The sequence below is a fragment of the Micromonospora okii genome (genome assembly GCF_020884795.1).
GTDB classification, from domain to species: domain Bacteria; phylum Actinomycetota; class Actinomycetes; order Mycobacteriales; family Micromonosporaceae; genus Micromonospora; species Micromonospora okii.
Genome location: NZ_BBZF01000012.1, coordinates 23,211 through 37,374, shown reverse-complemented (window position 1 = coordinate 37,374; position 14,164 = coordinate 23,211). Strand labels below are relative to the sequence as shown.

Annotated in this window: 12 protein-coding genes and 1 pseudogene; 9 read left to right on the top strand and 4 right to left on the bottom strand. The window is 76.7% G+C overall.

Translation table 11 applies throughout. From position 1 onward, the window contains the following. Positions 1–17: 17 nt before the first annotated feature. The 5 genes from LPU43_RS00230 to LPU43_RS00210 are packed head-to-tail and all read left to right on the top strand — an operon-like array spanning position 18 to position 4,502. The gene (locus LPU43_RS00230) at positions 18–299 is read left to right on the top strand and encodes a PAAR domain-containing protein (protein WP_229397602.1); all 282 of its coding nucleotides are present in this window, start codon (positions 18–20) and stop codon (positions 297–299) included. Between the two features lie 4 nt (positions 300–303). Continuing rightward, the gene (locus tag LPU43_RS00225) at positions 304–714 is read left to right on the top strand and encodes a GPW/gp25 family protein (protein ID WP_229397600.1); all 411 of its coding nucleotides are present in this window, start codon (positions 304–306) and stop codon (positions 712–714) included. Next, positions 714–2,669 carry a putative baseplate assembly protein gene (locus LPU43_RS00220; protein ID WP_229397598.1) on the top strand — a complete coding sequence of 652 codons (1,956 nt, stop codon included), beginning with the start codon at positions 714–716 and terminating at the stop codon, positions 2,667–2,669. Before LPU43_RS00225 ends, LPU43_RS00220 begins: the two co-directional genes overlap by 1 nt. A gap of 31 nt (positions 2,670–2,700) precedes the next feature. Then, on the top strand, positions 2,701–3,225 hold the full coding sequence (locus tag LPU43_RS00215; protein WP_229397596.1) for a phage tail protein: 525 nt from the start codon (positions 2,701–2,703) through the stop codon (positions 3,223–3,225). Next, entirely contained in the window at positions 3,222–4,502 is a 1,281-nt protein-coding gene (locus LPU43_RS00210; RefSeq protein WP_229397594.1) for an NADase-type glycan-binding domain-containing protein, read from the top strand. Before LPU43_RS00215 ends, LPU43_RS00210 begins: the two co-directional genes overlap by 4 nt. Here LPU43_RS00210 and LPU43_RS00205 read toward each other — a convergent pair. Beyond that, entirely contained in the window at positions 4,417–7,425 is a 3,009-nt protein-coding gene (locus tag LPU43_RS00205; RefSeq protein WP_229397592.1) for an AfsR/SARP family transcriptional regulator, read from the bottom strand. The genes LPU43_RS00210 and LPU43_RS00205 overlap by 86 nt on opposite strands. A 227-nt stretch (positions 7,426–7,652) precedes the next feature. On the opposite strand from LPU43_RS00205, the gene LPU43_RS00200 reads away from it, so the two are divergent. From LPU43_RS00200 to LPU43_RS00190, 3 genes are all read left to right on the top strand, one after another. Then, complete coding sequence (locus LPU43_RS00200) at positions 7,653–8,291, top strand: RICIN domain-containing protein (protein ID WP_229397591.1); 639 nt, start codon at positions 7,653–7,655, stop codon at positions 8,289–8,291. A 572-nt stretch (positions 8,292–8,863) separates the two neighbouring features. Continuing rightward, complete coding sequence (locus tag LPU43_RS00195; protein ID WP_229397589.1) at positions 8,864–10,393, top strand: TROVE domain-containing protein; 1,530 nt, start codon at positions 8,864–8,866, stop codon at positions 10,391–10,393. Between the two features lie 51 nt (positions 10,394–10,444). Next, entirely contained in the window at positions 10,445–11,257 is an 813-nt protein-coding gene (locus LPU43_RS00190) for a class I SAM-dependent methyltransferase (RefSeq protein WP_229397588.1), read from the top strand. 15 nt (positions 11,258–11,272) lie between these two features. Here LPU43_RS00190 and LPU43_RS00185 read toward each other — a convergent pair. After that, positions 11,273–12,143, bottom strand: a pseudogene (locus LPU43_RS00185) (helix-turn-helix domain-containing protein). A 157-nt stretch (positions 12,144–12,300) separates the two neighbouring features. Here LPU43_RS00185 and LPU43_RS00180 point away from each other — a divergent pair. After that, positions 12,301–12,531, top strand: coding sequence for a GntR family transcriptional regulator (locus tag LPU43_RS00180; protein ID WP_229397586.1), 231 nt, complete (start codon positions 12,301–12,303; stop codon positions 12,529–12,531). A 167-nt stretch (positions 12,532–12,698) separates the two neighbouring features. Here the strand turns inward: LPU43_RS00180 and LPU43_RS00175 are convergent, their stop codons facing one another. Then, the gene (locus tag LPU43_RS00175) at positions 12,699–13,484 is read right to left on the bottom strand and encodes an NAD(P)H-binding protein (RefSeq protein ID WP_444543562.1); all 786 of its coding nucleotides are present in this window, start codon (positions 13,482–13,484) and stop codon (positions 12,699–12,701) included. Between the two features lie 111 nt (positions 13,485–13,595). Further along, positions 13,596–14,045, bottom strand: coding sequence for an iron chaperone (locus LPU43_RS00170; RefSeq protein WP_229397582.1), 450 nt, complete (start codon positions 14,043–14,045; stop codon positions 13,596–13,598). Positions 14,046–14,164: the final 119 nt, after the last annotated feature.

Here is a 14,164-nt window from a genome sequence, read left to right as displayed (position 1 = left end):
CAGGAAGGGAGAGCGCCGTGCCACCAGCCGCTCGCGTCGGTGACCCCACCGCCCACCCGGGGGCGGTCGGCGGCCCCGGGGTGCCCACCGTGCTCATCGGCGGGCAGCCCGCCGCCACGGTGGGGACGATGCACGCCTGCGCCTTCCCCGGCACACCGCCGCACCCGCCGTCGCCGCTGGTGCCGCCCGGCTGCCCGACGGTGCTGATCGGCGGGCGGCCGGCGGCCCGCGTCGGCGACCTGACCGGCTGCGGCGCGCCGGTCGTCGCGGGCTGCCCGACCGTGCTGATCGGCGGGTGACGCGATGGCCAGGGACTTCGTCGGGGCCGGCTGGGCGTTCCCGCTGCGCACCGACCCGACCGGCGGGATCGCCCTGGTCCGGGGCGACCGGGAGGTGGTGGAGAGCATCCGGCTGATCCTCGGCACCGCGCCGGGCGAGCGGCCCGGCCGTCCCGAGTTCGGCTGCGCCATCCACGAGCTGGCGTTCGCCCCGGCCGACCCGTCCACGGCGGGGCAGGTGGCGTACCAGGTGCGGCTGGCGCTGGAGCGGTGGGAGCCGCGCGTCGAGCTGGACGACGTGCTGGTCGACTTCGCCGACGCCGACGAGGGCCTCCTGTACATCGACATCCGCTACCGGCTGCGCCAGGACAACGACCCGCGCAACCTGGTCTTCCCGTTCTACGTGATCCCCGCGCACGAACCCGGAGCCGAGTGATGGCCCTGCCCGCGCCCCACCTCGACGATCGCCGCTTCCAGGATCTCGTGGACGACGCGAAGCGGCTGGTGCAGCGGCGCTGCCCGGAATGGACGGACCACAACGTCTCCGACCCCGGAGTGACGCTGATCGAGACGTTCGCGTACATGGTCGACCAGTTGCTCTACCGGCTGAACCGGGTGCCGGACCGGCACTACGTGAAGTTCCTCGACCTGCTCGGCGTCGCCCCGTTCCCGCCGGCGGTGGCGTCCACGGACGTGACGTTCTGGCTCTCCGCGCCCCGGGACGCCCCGGTGGTCGTGCCGGCCGGCACGCACGTGGCCACGGTCCGCGCCGAGAACGTCGAGCCGGTGACCTTCGAGACGCTCGACGAGCTGACCGTGCCGCCCTGCCGGCTGGCCCGGGTGGTGACCGTGCCGGCCGGCGGCCCGCCCACGGACCGCACCGGCGACCTGGGCGGCGCGCACCGGGTGCCGGCCTTCGCGGACCCGCCCGTGGCCGGCGACGCCGTGCTGTTCGGCCTCGACGCGGCGACGCCCGGCTGCGCGGTGCTGCTCACCACGGACTGGACGGTCGCCGGGCGCGGCGTGGACCCGACGAACCCGCCGCTGGTGTGGGAGGCGCTGACCGACGCCGGCTGGGAGGCGTGCCCCGTGGAGCGGGACACCACGGGCGCGCTGAACCGGGCCGGTGAGGTGGTGCTGCACGTACCGGCGGGGCACGTCGCGTCGGCGGTGGCCGGGCACCGGGGCGGCTGGCTGCGCTGCCGGCTGCGGGAGGCGGCGGCCGGTCAGCCGTTCTTCCACGCCCCGCCGAGGCTGGCCAGCGCGGAGGCGGTCACCATCGGCGGCACGGTCGCCGCGTGCCACGCCGAGCTGATCGCCGGGGAGACCCTGGGCGCGTCCGAGGGGGTGCCGGGGCAGCGGTTCACCGTGCAGCGGGCCCCGATCGTGGCCGCCGACGGCGCGATCGAGATCGAGGTGGGCACCGCCGACGGGTGGCAGACCTGGCGGGAGGTGGCGAGCTTCGCCGGCTCCGGGCCGGACGACCGGCACGTCTGCGTGGACCGCTCCAGCGGGGAGGTCCGCTTCGGCCCGGCGGTCCGGCAGGCCGACGGCACGGTACGCCCGTACGGGGCGACGCCGGCGAAGGGCGCGGTGGTCCGCATCCCGGCGTACCGCACGGGCGGCGGCCGGCACGGCAACGTGGCCGCCCGCACGCTGACCGTGCTGCGGGACCCGGTGCCGTTCGTTTCCACGGTGACCAACCGGGCGGCGGCCACCGGCGGCGTGGACGGCGAGTCGCTGGCCGAGACGTCGGTGCGGGGGCCGCTGTCCCTGCGGACCGGGCAGCGGGCGGTTACCGCCGAGGACTACGAGCAGTTGGCGCGGGAGGCCGCGCCGCAGGTGCTGCGGGTGCGGTGCGTGCCGGCGGGCGACGGCTCGGCGGCGGTGCGGGTGCTGGTGGTGCCGGCGCTGGGCGAGCACGGCGACGCCGACGACGACGCGGCCCGGTTCGCGGCGCTGCGGCCCAGGGACGAGGTGCTGGACCGGATCCGGGAGTTCCTGGAGGCGCGCCGCTGCGTGGGGGTGCGGGTGCTGGTGGAGCCGCCGTTCTACCAGGGGGTGACGGTGGTGGCCCAGGTGCGCGCCCGACCCCGGGCGTCGACGTCCACGGCGGAGCTGCGCCGCCGGGCGGTGCGGGCCCTCTACGACTACCTGGACCCGGTGCGGGGCGGCCCGGAGGCGACGGGGTGGCCGTTCGGCCGGCCGATCCAGTCGGGCGAGCTGCACGCCGTGCTCCAGCGGGTCGACGGGGTGGACCTGGTGGAGGACGTGCGGCTGTTCGGCGCGGACCCGACGACCGGGGAGCGCGGCGAGGCCGTGCAGCGCATCGAGCTGGACGTCAGCGCGCTCGCCTTCTCGTACGCCCACCAGGTGCGGATCACCGGGTGAGCGGCCGGAACGCCGAGGTGGGGAGGGGCTGATGCGGGGTGGGGTGCCGGGGCTGGTCAGCCCCCATCCGATCGGGCGGGAGCTGCCCGCCGTGTACCTGGAGGACGACTTCGCGCAGCGGTTCACCGCCGGGCTGGACGAGGTGCTCGCGCCGGTGCTGCTGACGCTGGACTGCCTGGACGCGTACTTCGACCTGGACCTGACGCCGTCGGACTTCCTGGACTGGCTGGCCGGTTGGGTGGCCGCCCCGGTCGACGCGGACGCGGAGCCGGAGGTGCGCCGGGAGGTGGTCCGGCACGCCGTCGAGGTGCACCGGTGGCGCGGGACGGCCCGGGGCGTCGAGCTGGCGTTGCGGGTGGCGACCGGGGCGGGGGTGGAGGTCACCGACAGCGGCGGGGTGACCTGCTCGGCGACGCCGACCGGCGAGCCGCCGCCGGACGCCGTCCCGGAGATCCGGGTCCGGGTCACCGGGGCCGCCGACGAGGCGCTGGTGCGGCGGGTGCTGGCGTCGGCCGTGCCGGCGCACGTCCGGCTGACCCTGGAGATGGAGCCATGATCGTTTGTGGGAACTGCGGCGCGACCAACGACGAGGGCCGGCAGTTCTGCGCCTCGTGTCGGGAGTTCCTCTGGGCCGAGGGCGCCACCCCGCCCCCGCCCGGGCCGGCCCCCGCGACATCGCCCGGACCGAAGACCGACCGGCAGGCCCCCGCGCCGGGCCCTGACCACCGGTCCGCCGCGCCCGCCTCCGGTCCGGGCCCCGACCGACAGACCACCGTCCCCTCCCCCGGACCGGGCCCCGACCGGCAGGGCACCGACCGGCAGGGCACCGACCGGCAGGGCACCGAGGCCGGCGCGCGTCCCGCCCGGGAGGCCCCGGCCCCCGCGCCGCCCCCGCCGGACCGGCCACGCCCCGCCGCCGCTGCCGGGGCGGTGGACCGGCCGCACCCCGCCACCGTCCCCGGGGCGGTGGACCGGCCCGACGTCGCCGAGCAGGCCGGCGGCCAGCCGCTGCCCGTGCAGCCGGGGCTGGTCGCCCGCACCCGGGACCGGCCCGACGGGGCCACCGCGCCGGTCGACGCCGTCCCCCGCCCGCCGGAGGCCGACCGGGTCTGCCCCCGCTGCGCCCGGAGCAACCCGCCGGACCGGCGGATCTGCCGGTTCTGCGGTGCCCCGCTGGCCGCGACGGTCGTCGCCGAGCCGCAGCGGAGCTGGTGGCGGCGGCTGTGGGACCGGCTGCGCGGCCGGTCGCCGCGCCGGGCGCCCCGCAAGGACCGCAGGGCGGCCGGGGCGGCGCGCCGGAGCCTGCTGATCGTGCTCGCGCTCTGCCTCGTCGGGGTGCTGGCGGTCGCCGGGCCGCCCCTGGCCCGGCGGGCCGTGGAGGCGGTGCGCGACCGCACCCAGGACCCCGCGTCGCTCGTCCCGACGGCGGTGTCCGCGTCGTCGGAGCGGGTCGGGGCGGGCGCGGCCCGGCTCACCGACGGGGCGAACAACCGGTACTGGGCGCCGACCGGCACCGCCGTCGGCTCCTGGGTGGAGGGCCGGTTCGCCGAGCCGGTGCGGCTGCTCGCCGTCGTCATCCACTCCGGGGTCGGCCCCCGGCGGCAGGCGTTCCTCGAGGCGGGCCGGCCGCGTGGGCTCACGGTGGTCACCGTCGACGCCGAGGGCGGGCAGGAGAAGACCGACATCGAGCTGCGCGACGAGCCCGGGGAGCAGCACTTCGACGTCGAGGCGTCGAACGTGGTGCGGATCAGGCTGGTGGTGCGCTCGACGTACGGCTCCGGGTTGGATCCGGCCGTGGCGATCGGGGAAGCGGAATTCTTCGGCCGGCGGTGACGGGGGTGGCGGAGGCCGGGGCCGGGGCGTTCCGGGCCAGCGACGGGTCCAGGCCGAGGGAGGCGAGCACGTCGGCGTACCGGCGGCGGGCGAGCTGGGCGGCGGCGGCGTTGCCCGCGCGGTCGTGCGCCGCGACGAGCAGCCGCCAGCCCGCGTCGTGGCACGGGTCGATCTCGACGCAGCGGGCGGCCATCGCCACCGCCCGCTGCGCCCCGGCGGCGTCGACGCACCGGGCGGCGGCGACCGGCGGCGCGGGCCCGGCGGCGTCGGCCCCGCGCAGGGCCGCCTCGGCCAGGTGGGCCGCCGCGTCGGCCGCCTGCCGGCGCAGCGTCTCCCGCTCCACCACGACCCACTCCGCCGGGCCGTCCTCCGGCAGCAGCTCCCCCGTGTACGCGGCCAGGGCCGCCCGCAGCTCGTCGAGGGCGCGCGGGTCGCGGGTGACGCCGAGCCGGGACGCCCGTTGCAGCGCGAGCCGGAACTCGCTGACGTCGCACCAGCTTCCCGGCGGGAGCGCCAGCAGGTACGCGTCGCCGTCGCGGTGCAGGTGGGTCTCCCCGTCGCCGGCCGGCAGCCGGCTGTCGAGGAACCGCCGCAGGCTGGAGAGGGCGACGTGCAGCGTCCGGGTCGCGGTGGCCGGGTCGACGTCGGGCCAGAGCGCGTCGAGCAGCCGGTCGCGGTGCACGGCCCGGCCCGCGTGCATGGCGAGGATCCGGGCCACCGCGCGGGCCCGGGGCCGCAGCGGCGACCAGTTCAGCGGCTCCCCGTGCAGGCAGACCCGGAAGCCGCCGAAGCAGCGCACGGTCAGCGCGGCCGTCTCCGCCGCGTCATCGACGCGACCGGGCGGCGTGCCGGCGCGGCGGTCGGCGCCGCCGGCCGGGGTCGGCCCGCGCTCCGGGGCCAGCCAGGCGGTCACCACCGGCCGGGGCAGCCCGGCCTGCTCGGCGGCGGCGTGCACGGCGGCGACCCCGGCGAGGCGGCCGGGCCCGGCGGGCACCCCGGCGGCGAGGGCGAGCACCCGCGCCCCGGGCACCCCGGCGGCGCGCGCCGTGCTCTCCGCCCGGCGCACCTCGACCTCGGCGTCGGGCAGCCGGGCGCGCACGGCGGCCAAGGCGAGCAGGGACTGCGCCCAGGCGGCGAGGACGCCGCTGTCCACCTCCCGGGTCCGGTCGAGTAGCCGGCCGGCCTCCTCCGCCTCCGGCCCGCCGCGCAGGGAGCGGGCCAGCGCCGCGCAGCCGGCCGCGAGCAGCGCGCCCCAACGGTCGCCGAGCCGGTCGCACTCCTCGACGACGGCGGCGGCCTCCTTGAGGTCGGCCTCCGCGCCGGTCAGCGCGGGCACGGCGCGGGCGAGGCGGGCCAGCCAGGGCAGGCCGGCCCGGTCGGCGTCGAGCCCGATCGCGGCGACGGCGGCGGGGGCCTGCGGGTCCCCGCCGGCCAGCGCGACGGCCGCCCGCAGCAGCCGGCCGGCGAGCCCGAGCAGGCCGGCCTCGGCGGGGGGCGAGCGGTGCAGGACGCGTACGGCCTCGGCGGCGTGCCCGGCCAGCAGCAGCGCGCCCACCCGGACCAGGTCGTCGGCCGCCCCGGTCAGCCGCTCCGCCTCGCCGACGACGACCATCGGGTGCCGGCGGGTGGCGGCCCGCAGCCAGCCGGACCAGTGCCCGCGCCAGTGGGGGCCGTCGGGGAGCCAGGCGGTCACGGCGGCGCGCAGGGAGCGGCAGCGCGACCGCGCCGGCCCGTCGCCCAGCATCTCCTCGGCCCGGCGCAGCAGCGGCACCGCCGCGGCGAGCCGGCCCTCGTTGATCCGGTGTCGGGCGTCGGCGAGCACCAGCCACGGGTCCTCGGCGATGAACCAGGCGGGGAGCAGGTCGGACCAGGGGTCGAGGCCCCGCAGGGCGACGTCGCTGCCGGCGGTGTCGAGCAGCCGGTGCACGTCGGGCCAGCGCTGGGCGCGGGCGAAGCACCGGGCCGCCTCCAGCGCCGCGCCCTCGGCCGCGAGCAGCCGGCCGGCGCGGGCGTGCCAGGCGCGGGCCGCGTTCTCCCCCAGCTCCTCGGTGAGCGCGGCGATGAGGTGGGCGCGCAGCACCTCGTGGTACGCGAACGTGCGCCCCCCGTCGTGGGAGACGGTGAACGCCTGCCGCCGTTCCAGCTCCTCCAGCGCGGCCTGGGAATCGCCGCCGCCGAGCAGCCGGTCGCAGCGCTCGGCGGTGAGCGCCTCGAACACGCAGGTCCGGACGAGGAAGCGGCGCAGGGCGGGGGCGAGTTCCGCCAGCACCGTACGGGTGAGGTAGTCCCGCGACAGCGCCGCGCGGGCGCCGAGCGAGGCCACGGCGCGGCGGCGGTCGGCCAGCGGTTGGCCCCGGGTGGAGAGGTGGTAGAGCTTCAGGCCGGCCGCCCAGCCGCCGAGTCGCCGGGCGAGGGCCGCCACGTCGTCGGCGGGCAGCGGCTCCCGGTAGACGTCGCGCAGCAGCCGTTCGACCTCCCAGGTGCGGAAGCGGAGCTGCTCGGCGTCGACGACGACGCTGTCGGAGAACTCGTGCCGGGCCAGGATCAGCGGCGGGGTGCGCCGAGCGCCGACGACCACCCGGACGCCGTCGCGGGTCAGGGCGAGGGCCCGGTCCAGCAGCACGGACTCCCCGGGGGTGCCCTCCACCAGGTGCAGGTCGTCGACGATCAGCAGGTCGGCCCCGTCGGGCAGCGTGGCGTCGACGCGGTGCAGCGCCCGCGCCGGGTCGGCGTCCGACGGCACGGTGCGCAGCCAGCCGACCGGCCCGGTCACGGTGGCCGCGTACTGGGCGAGCAGGGTGGTCTTGCCGCAGCCGGCGGGCGCGACGACCAGGCCGAGGGAGCGGGGCCGGACCTCCAGTGCGGTGATCAGCCGCGCCCGCACGAGGCTCAGCGACGGGCTGCGGGCGGTTTCCGTCGGCATCGCGCACACCTCTCCCGAGGGAGCCGGCCGTGGACCGGCCCGGTACCAGCGACAACCACTGATGGTAGTCATCGATACGCCCAGGTAGAGCCCGGCGAGCGGAGAGCCACCGTCGGATATCGGCAGGCGTTTCCGTGTCCGGGAACCCGCCGGACAGCGCTCCCGCCCGGCAGGGTTCAGCCACCTGGCCGCCGCCATCGGGCCACCCATTCAGACGAGGAGCAGTCGTGATCGGTAGAAGTGGAAAGCACCAGTCGACGGACCTGCCGCCCGGGTCGCACGGTCGCCGGCGGTCGTCGCGGGTCGCGCTGGAGTCGCTGCTCGCCGCGCTCCTGGTCGGCGGTCTGCTGGTGCTGGGCGGCGGGCCGGCGTGGGCCGGGACCGGCAGCGCGGCGACGGCGTCGAGCGCCGCGTCGGTGGGGGCCCAGGCGGTCGACTACTACGAGATCCGGGCGCGGCACAGCGACAAGTGCCTGGACGTGGCGAACGCCAGCGTCGCCCACGGCACGCGGGTGGTGCAGGGCAACTGCTGGGGCGGGGCGAACCAGCGCTGGCGGTGGATCGCGGTCGGGAACGGCTACTACGAGATCCGGCCGCAGCACAGCGGCAAGTGCCTCGACGTGGCGAACGCCAGCAACGCCCACGGCACCCCGGTCGTGCAGGGCGACTGCTGGGGCGGCACCAACCAGCACTGGCGGTTCGTCGCGCTCGCCAACGGCTTCTACGAGATCCGGGCGCGGCACAGCGACAAGTGCCTGGACGTGGCGAACGCCAGCCAGGCCCACGCCGGCCCCGTCGTGCAGGGCGACTGCTGGGGCGGCACCAACCAGCACTGGCGGCTCGCGTACGCCGGCACCTGGGGCTGATCCCCCTCGTCGGGCCGGCACGGCGCCTGGGCTGCTCCCCGCCCGCCATGCCGGCGCGACGCGCGTCGGCCCCCCGTGCGAGCGGGGCCCGGCCTCACGCACCACGCCCCGCAGCACCGCAGCACGGGCGGCGAAGTCGCTTGCCAGCGGCGCGCCGGGTCGCCTACCTTCGGGGCGCACCTCCCGGTGCGCAGGCAACGGATACTTCCGCTTCCAACGGGGAGACGCGGGTTCGAATCCCGCCACCGCCACCACGGCGGCGTCGACCAGCGGCCCAGGTCACCTTGGCCCGCAAGGGCCGGTCTCCGTCGCCGACTCGGTCTCGGGAGGTGCGTGGACGCCGCGTGACCGGTGCGACGCAGACGGCTACTTCTGGTAAAGGCCTGCACAAGGCCCGCGGTTCGAGCCCGCAACGCCGCCTCGCCTTCGGTCTCGGGCACGCGGCGTCCCCGGCTCCCGCGCGCCCCGTACCGTCCCTCGCGGACGGCCGGAAACTCCTTGTCCCGCCGTCGGCCCCACGGCTACGGTCGGGCCGCCCCGCTTCCGGGGGCGCGGGTCACAGGGGGACGCCGATGGCACGGTTCAACGTCAAGCTGCGCGCCGACCGGCGCGGGGCCGTCACGGCCGAGGGCGCGCCGGGCTTCGTCCGCGAGCCGCGCACCGAGCTGTTCCTGCTGGCCGTGTCCAACATGGTCGGCGAGCACACCTACTACGAGGGCGCCGAGGCCCGGGACGCCCGGTTCCGCGAGCTGGTCGCGGCCGTCGCCGTCGCCGACCCGGACTGGTTCGCCCGCTTCGTGCCGTGGCTGCGCACCGGCGCGATGCTGCGCTCGGCGTCCGTCGTGGCCGCCCTGGAGGGCGCCCGCGCGCAGGTCGCCGCCGGCATCCCGGGGTCGCGGGCCGTCGTGGACGCCGCGTTGCAGCGGGCCGACGAGCCGGGCGAGGCCCTCGCGTACTGGCTGGGCCGGCACGGGCGGTCGCTGCCCAAGCCGGTCAAGCGCGGCATCGCCGACGCCGTCGTGCGGCTCTACCACGAGCGGAGCCTGCTCAGGTACGACTCCGTGGGCAGCGCCGTGCGCTTCGGCGACGTCATCGACCTGACCCACCCGAGGGCGCGCGACGAGCGGCAGGGCGACCTGTTCCGGCACGCCCTCGACCGGCGGCACCGCCGCGACAACCCGCTGCCGCCGTCGCTGACGGTGCTGGCGGCCCGGGCCGAGCTGATGGCGCTGCCCGTCGAGCGACGCCGGGAGGTCACCGACCCGGCGGTGCTGGGCGTGGCCGGCATGACGTGGGAGGCCCTCGCCGGGTGGCGGCAGACCACGATGGACGCGACGGCGTGGGAGAGCGCGATCCCCGGCATGGGCTACCTGGCGCTGCTGCGGAACCTGCGCAACTTCGACGGGGCGGGCGTCAGCGACGCCGTCGCCGAGAAGGTGGCGGCGCGGCTGGCCGACCCGGGCGAGGTCGGGCGGTCGCGGGTGCTGCCGATGCGCTTCCTGTCGGCGTACAACGCGGTGCCGAGTCTGCGCTGGTCGTACCCGCTGGAGGTGGCGTTGCAGCACGCGCTGACGAACGTCCCGGCGCTCGACGGGCACACCCTCGTCCTGATCGACACCTCCTGGTCGATGGACAGCACCTTCAGCCGGGACGGCACGCTGCGCTGCTGGGACGCGGCCACGGTGTTCGGGCTCGCGCTGGCCGCCCGCGCGCGGCGCGCCACCGTGGTCTCGTTCTCCGACTCCTCCCGGGTCTTCCCGGCGGTGGCGGGCGAGTCGGTGCTGGCGGCGGTGCGCCGGTTCCGCGAGGGCGGCTTCTTCCTCGGCTGCGGGACCGCCACCGAGCGGGCGGTGCGCAAGCACTACAACGACCACGACCGGGTGGTGATCCTCACCGACGAGCAGGCGCACCGGCACGGCGGCGGGGACGTCGCGGCGGCCGTGCCCGCGTCTGTCCCGGTCTACACCTGGAACCTGGTCGGGTACGGGGTCGGGCACGCGCCGACGACAGGCAACCGGCACACGTTCGGCGGGCTCTCCGACGCCGCGTTCGCTATGATCCCGCTCGTCGAGGCCGGCTCCGACGCGCGCTGGCCCTTCTGAGGCGACAGGCCATCTTCCACCTGTCAGGAAAACCCTACTAACATGTGAGACATGACCTCTGCCGTCTACACCCACGGGCACCACGAGTCGGTCCTGCGCTCGCACCGCTGGCGCACCGCCGTCAACTCGGCCGGGCACCTCCTGCCGGTCCTGCGCGCCGGGCTGCGGGTGCTCGACGTCGGCTGCGGGCCGGGCACCATCTCCGCCGACCTGGCGGCGCTGGTGGCCTCCCCCGACGGGAGCGGGCGGGTCACCGCCGTGGAGGTCACCGCCGGGGCGCTGGAGCTGGCCCGCGCCGAGATCGCGGCGCGGGGGCAGGGCAACGTCGACTTCGCGGTCGGCGACGTGCACGCGCTGCCCTTCCCCGACGACTCCTTCGACGTCGTCCACGCCCACCAAGTGCTCCAGCACGTCGGCGACCCGGTGCGGGCGCTGCGCGAGCTGCGCCGGGTCTGCCGGCCGGGCGGGCACATCGCGGTACGCGACAGCGACTACGCGGCGTTCGCCTGGTATCCCCGGCTGCCCGAGCTCGACGAGTGGCTGGCCCTCTACCAGCGGCTGGCCCGTGCCAACGGCGGCGAGCCGGACGCCGGGCGTCGGCTGCTCGCCTGGGCGCACGCCGCCGGGCTGACCGACGTCACGGCGACGTCGAGCACATGGTGCTTCGCCACCCCGGAGGACCGGGCCTGGTGGGGCGGCATGTGGGCGGACCGGGTGGTCGACTCGGCGATGGGGCGGCAGGCCCTCGCGTCGGGCGTCGAGCCGGAGACGCTGGCGCGGATCGCGGCCGGCTGGCGCGCCTGGGCCGCCGACCCGGACGGCTGGCTGTCGATCCCGCACGGCGAGCTGCTGGCCCGCCCCTGAGCGCCCGTCGGTTGGTCAGCCGCCCGGGTGCGCCTCGTCGGCGAGCTTGCCGATCAGCCGCCGGGACTCCTCCTCGCCCAGCGCGAGGCCGTCGAGGCAGGCCCACGCCCGCTCGTACGCGGCGATCTCCTCCCGCCGGTCCAGGTAGAGCGCGCCGGTCGGCAGCTCCCGGTACACCACGGACGGCTCCGGCGCGGCGCGCTCGGCGGGCGGGAAGTCGAGCAGCACGAACGAACCCGCCACCACGCCCGGGTGCAGGCCGGCGGCCAGCGGCACCACCCGGATCGACACGTACGACAGCTCGGCCGCCGCCACCAGGTGCCGCAACTGCCCCGCCGCCGTCGCCGTGCCGCCGACCACGCGCAGCAGCACCGCCTCGGAGAGCATCACGTCGAGCCGGGGCGGCGCGGGCAGGTGCCGTCGCAGCAGCCCCTGCCGGCGCGACCAGGCGCTCCCGCTCCGCGCCGCTCAGGTCGGGTCGGGCCGCGCCGACCGCCGCCGCGTACGCCGGGGTCTGCAACAGCGCGGGCACCCCCGTGTCGGCGTGCTCGCGCAGCCGGCACGCGGCGGCCTCCAGGCCCGCGTACACGTCGAACCAGGCCGGAATCGGGTCGCCGTAGGAGTGGAACCAGCCCGTCGACCGCACCTGCCCGGCCAGGGCCATCAGCGCGGCGGCCAGCTCGGGTCGCGCCTCGTACAGCTCGCACAGCGCCCGTACGTCGCGCCCGCGCGCGACGCTCAGGCCCGCCTCGATCCGCCACACCTTCTGTCGGCCGCAGCGCAGCACCTCCGCCGCGCCGTCCAGCGTCACCCCCGCCTGCGTGCGCAGGTCGCGCAGCACCTGCCCGAGCTGCCGACGCGGCACGCTGGACACCGCCTCACCCATGCGAACCCCGCCCCTCGACCCGCAGGGACCACTTCCACCGCCTGCCCATGTCCCTACCTCATCCCTGGTATCCGTCATCGTACACCGCTTTCCTAAGCTTCCTAGCAAAGTTACCCTTGCTCGTCTATCCCGCCACGGCGGGTGGTGCTATCGGAACATGCCGTACGCCCAGCCGCTTTGGAGATCCATCCGTGACGACCTCCGGGCCAGGATCAAGGCGGGCCTGCTGAAACCGGGCGAGAAGATCCCGACCACCCGCGAGCTGATGGACCAGCACTCGACGAGCTCCGCGACCGTCCGACGAGCGGTGGACTCCATGATCGAGTCCGGCGAACTGATCGGCAGGCAAGGGCTCGGAGTCTTCGTGGCCGACGGAGTCGATCCCTAGACCGCCGCCAACCGTGAACTGGCGACGACGGAGCCGCCCGGGCGCGGGCGAGATCCGCACAACTTCAGGGAAAGTGGGGCCTAGCAGCGCGAAATGGCCGCACTTTCCCTGAAGTTGCGCGGATCTTGAAGCAGAGATCAGCCCCGGCCGAGGGCCCGCGCCACCGCCTACCGCAGGCTCGTCGGTTCGCGGCCCAGCAGCCGGCACAGGTCGTCGGTCTGCCGCTCCAGCGCCCCGGCCCGGGCCAGGCCCACCAGGAACCCCAGCGGCCCCGGCGTCTCCCCGGCCTCCAGCTCGACCCGCCGGCCGGTGACCTCGCCGAGCGCCTCGGCGAGCTGCGGGTACGTCCACAGCGGCCCGGTGAGGTCGTACCCGTGGCCCAGGTGCGCTTCGTCGGTCAGCGCGTTCGCGGCGGCCTCGGCCAGGTCGGCGCGGAGCGCGGTGTTGAGGCCGCGCCCGCCCGTGCCGTCGGTCAGCCGGCCGACGTCGACCGCGTCGCGCAGCCCCGGGTTGACGAACGCCTCGGTGTAGAACGGGTGCCGCAGCAGCGTGTACCCGAGCCCGCTGTCGACGATCGCCCGCTCGGTGGCGTGGTGGGCCGCGTTCATGCCGCCGCCGTCGCGGTCCGCGCCGAGGAAGCTGGTGTAGGCGACCGCCTGGACCCCGGCGGCTACGGCCGCCTCGACCGCCGCCAGGTGCTGCCGGGTCCGGCGCTCCGCCGCCAGTTCGGGCGAGGAGATCAGCAGCAGCCGCTCCGCGTCGCGGAACGCCGACCGCAGGCTCGCCGGATCGTCGTAGTCGCCGCGCCGCACGTCGACGCCGAGCGCGGCCAGGTCGGCGCAGCGGGCGGGGTCGCGGACGGCGGCGGCGACGCGCCGGGCGGGCAGCCGGGTCAGCAACCGGGCGACGACCAGCCGGCCCAATGCGCCGGAAGCTGCGGACACAACGATCATGGTCTTTCTGACTGCCGGGGGCGGGGCCTCCCGTCGGCCCACCCGTGCCGTCAGGCAACACCCACAGACCGGATCATGCCACCGATTACCCGCCAGGCGGTGCCGGCACGGTCAGGAGACGGCCGTCCGCACCAGCTCGGCAACCCGCTCCTCCACCGTCGGGGTCCAGGTCAGCAGCGCGTACGTCACCGGCCACATCTCGCCGTCGTCCAGGTGCGCCGCGTCCTGGAAGCCCAGCGTCGAGTACCGGGTGCCGAACTTGCCCGACTCCTGGAAGAAGACGACGATCTTGCCGTCCGCGTTGGCGTAAGCGGGCATCCCGTACCAGGTCTTCGCCGACAGGTCGGGTGCGGCGGCCGTCACCGTCACGTGCATGCGCTCGGCGAGCGCGCGATCCTCGGGGCCCATCTGCGCGATCCGGTCAAGGACCGCCTGGAGCCCGTCCGCCTTCTTGGCTCCCTTCCGCCCCTCGGCGCGCAGTTCGGCGGCGCGCTCCTTCATCGCGGCCCGCTCCTCGGCGCTGAATCCGTCGGGCGCGGTCGTGGACGTCGTCTCGGACACTGTCGGGTTCCTCCCCCGTCGCTGGCCCGGCCTGCCGCCGGCTACCAGGCAAAAGGCTAGCCCCGGCCCCACCCGGGCGCTTCTCGATTCCTGACCGGGTCGCGGGGGTCGGGCCGATC

Excerpts from the sequence above, each read along its gene's own strand:
- LPU43_RS00220 (WP_229397598.1), top strand. The coding sequence starts at position 714 with ATGGCCCTGCCCGCGCCCCACCTCGACGATCGCCGCTTCCAGGATCTC.
- LPU43_RS00215 (WP_229397596.1), top strand. The coding sequence starts at position 2,701 with ATGCGGGGTGGGGTGCCGGGGCTGGTCAGCCCCCATCCGATCGGGCGG.
- LPU43_RS00225 (WP_229397600.1), top strand. The coding sequence starts at position 304 with ATGGCCAGGGACTTCGTCGGGGCCGGCTGGGCGTTCCCGCTGCGCACC.
- LPU43_RS00180 (WP_229397586.1), top strand. The coding sequence starts at position 12,301 with ATGCCGTACGCCCAGCCGCTTTGGAGATCCATCCGTGACGACCTCCGG.
- LPU43_RS00210 (WP_229397594.1), top strand. The coding sequence starts at position 3,222 with ATGATCGTTTGTGGGAACTGCGGCGCGACCAACGACGAGGGCCGGCAG.
- LPU43_RS00175 (WP_444543562.1), bottom strand. The coding sequence starts at position 13,484 with ATGATCGTTGTGTCCGCAGCTTCCGGCGCATTGGGCCGGCTGGTCGTC.
- LPU43_RS00205 (WP_229397592.1), bottom strand. The coding sequence starts at position 7,425 with ATGCCGACGGAAACCGCCCGCAGCCCGTCGCTGAGCCTCGTGCGGGCG.
- LPU43_RS00190 (WP_229397588.1), top strand. The coding sequence starts at position 10,445 with ATGACCTCTGCCGTCTACACCCACGGGCACCACGAGTCGGTCCTGCGC.
- LPU43_RS00195 (WP_229397589.1), top strand. The coding sequence starts at position 8,864 with ATGGCACGGTTCAACGTCAAGCTGCGCGCCGACCGGCGCGGGGCCGTC.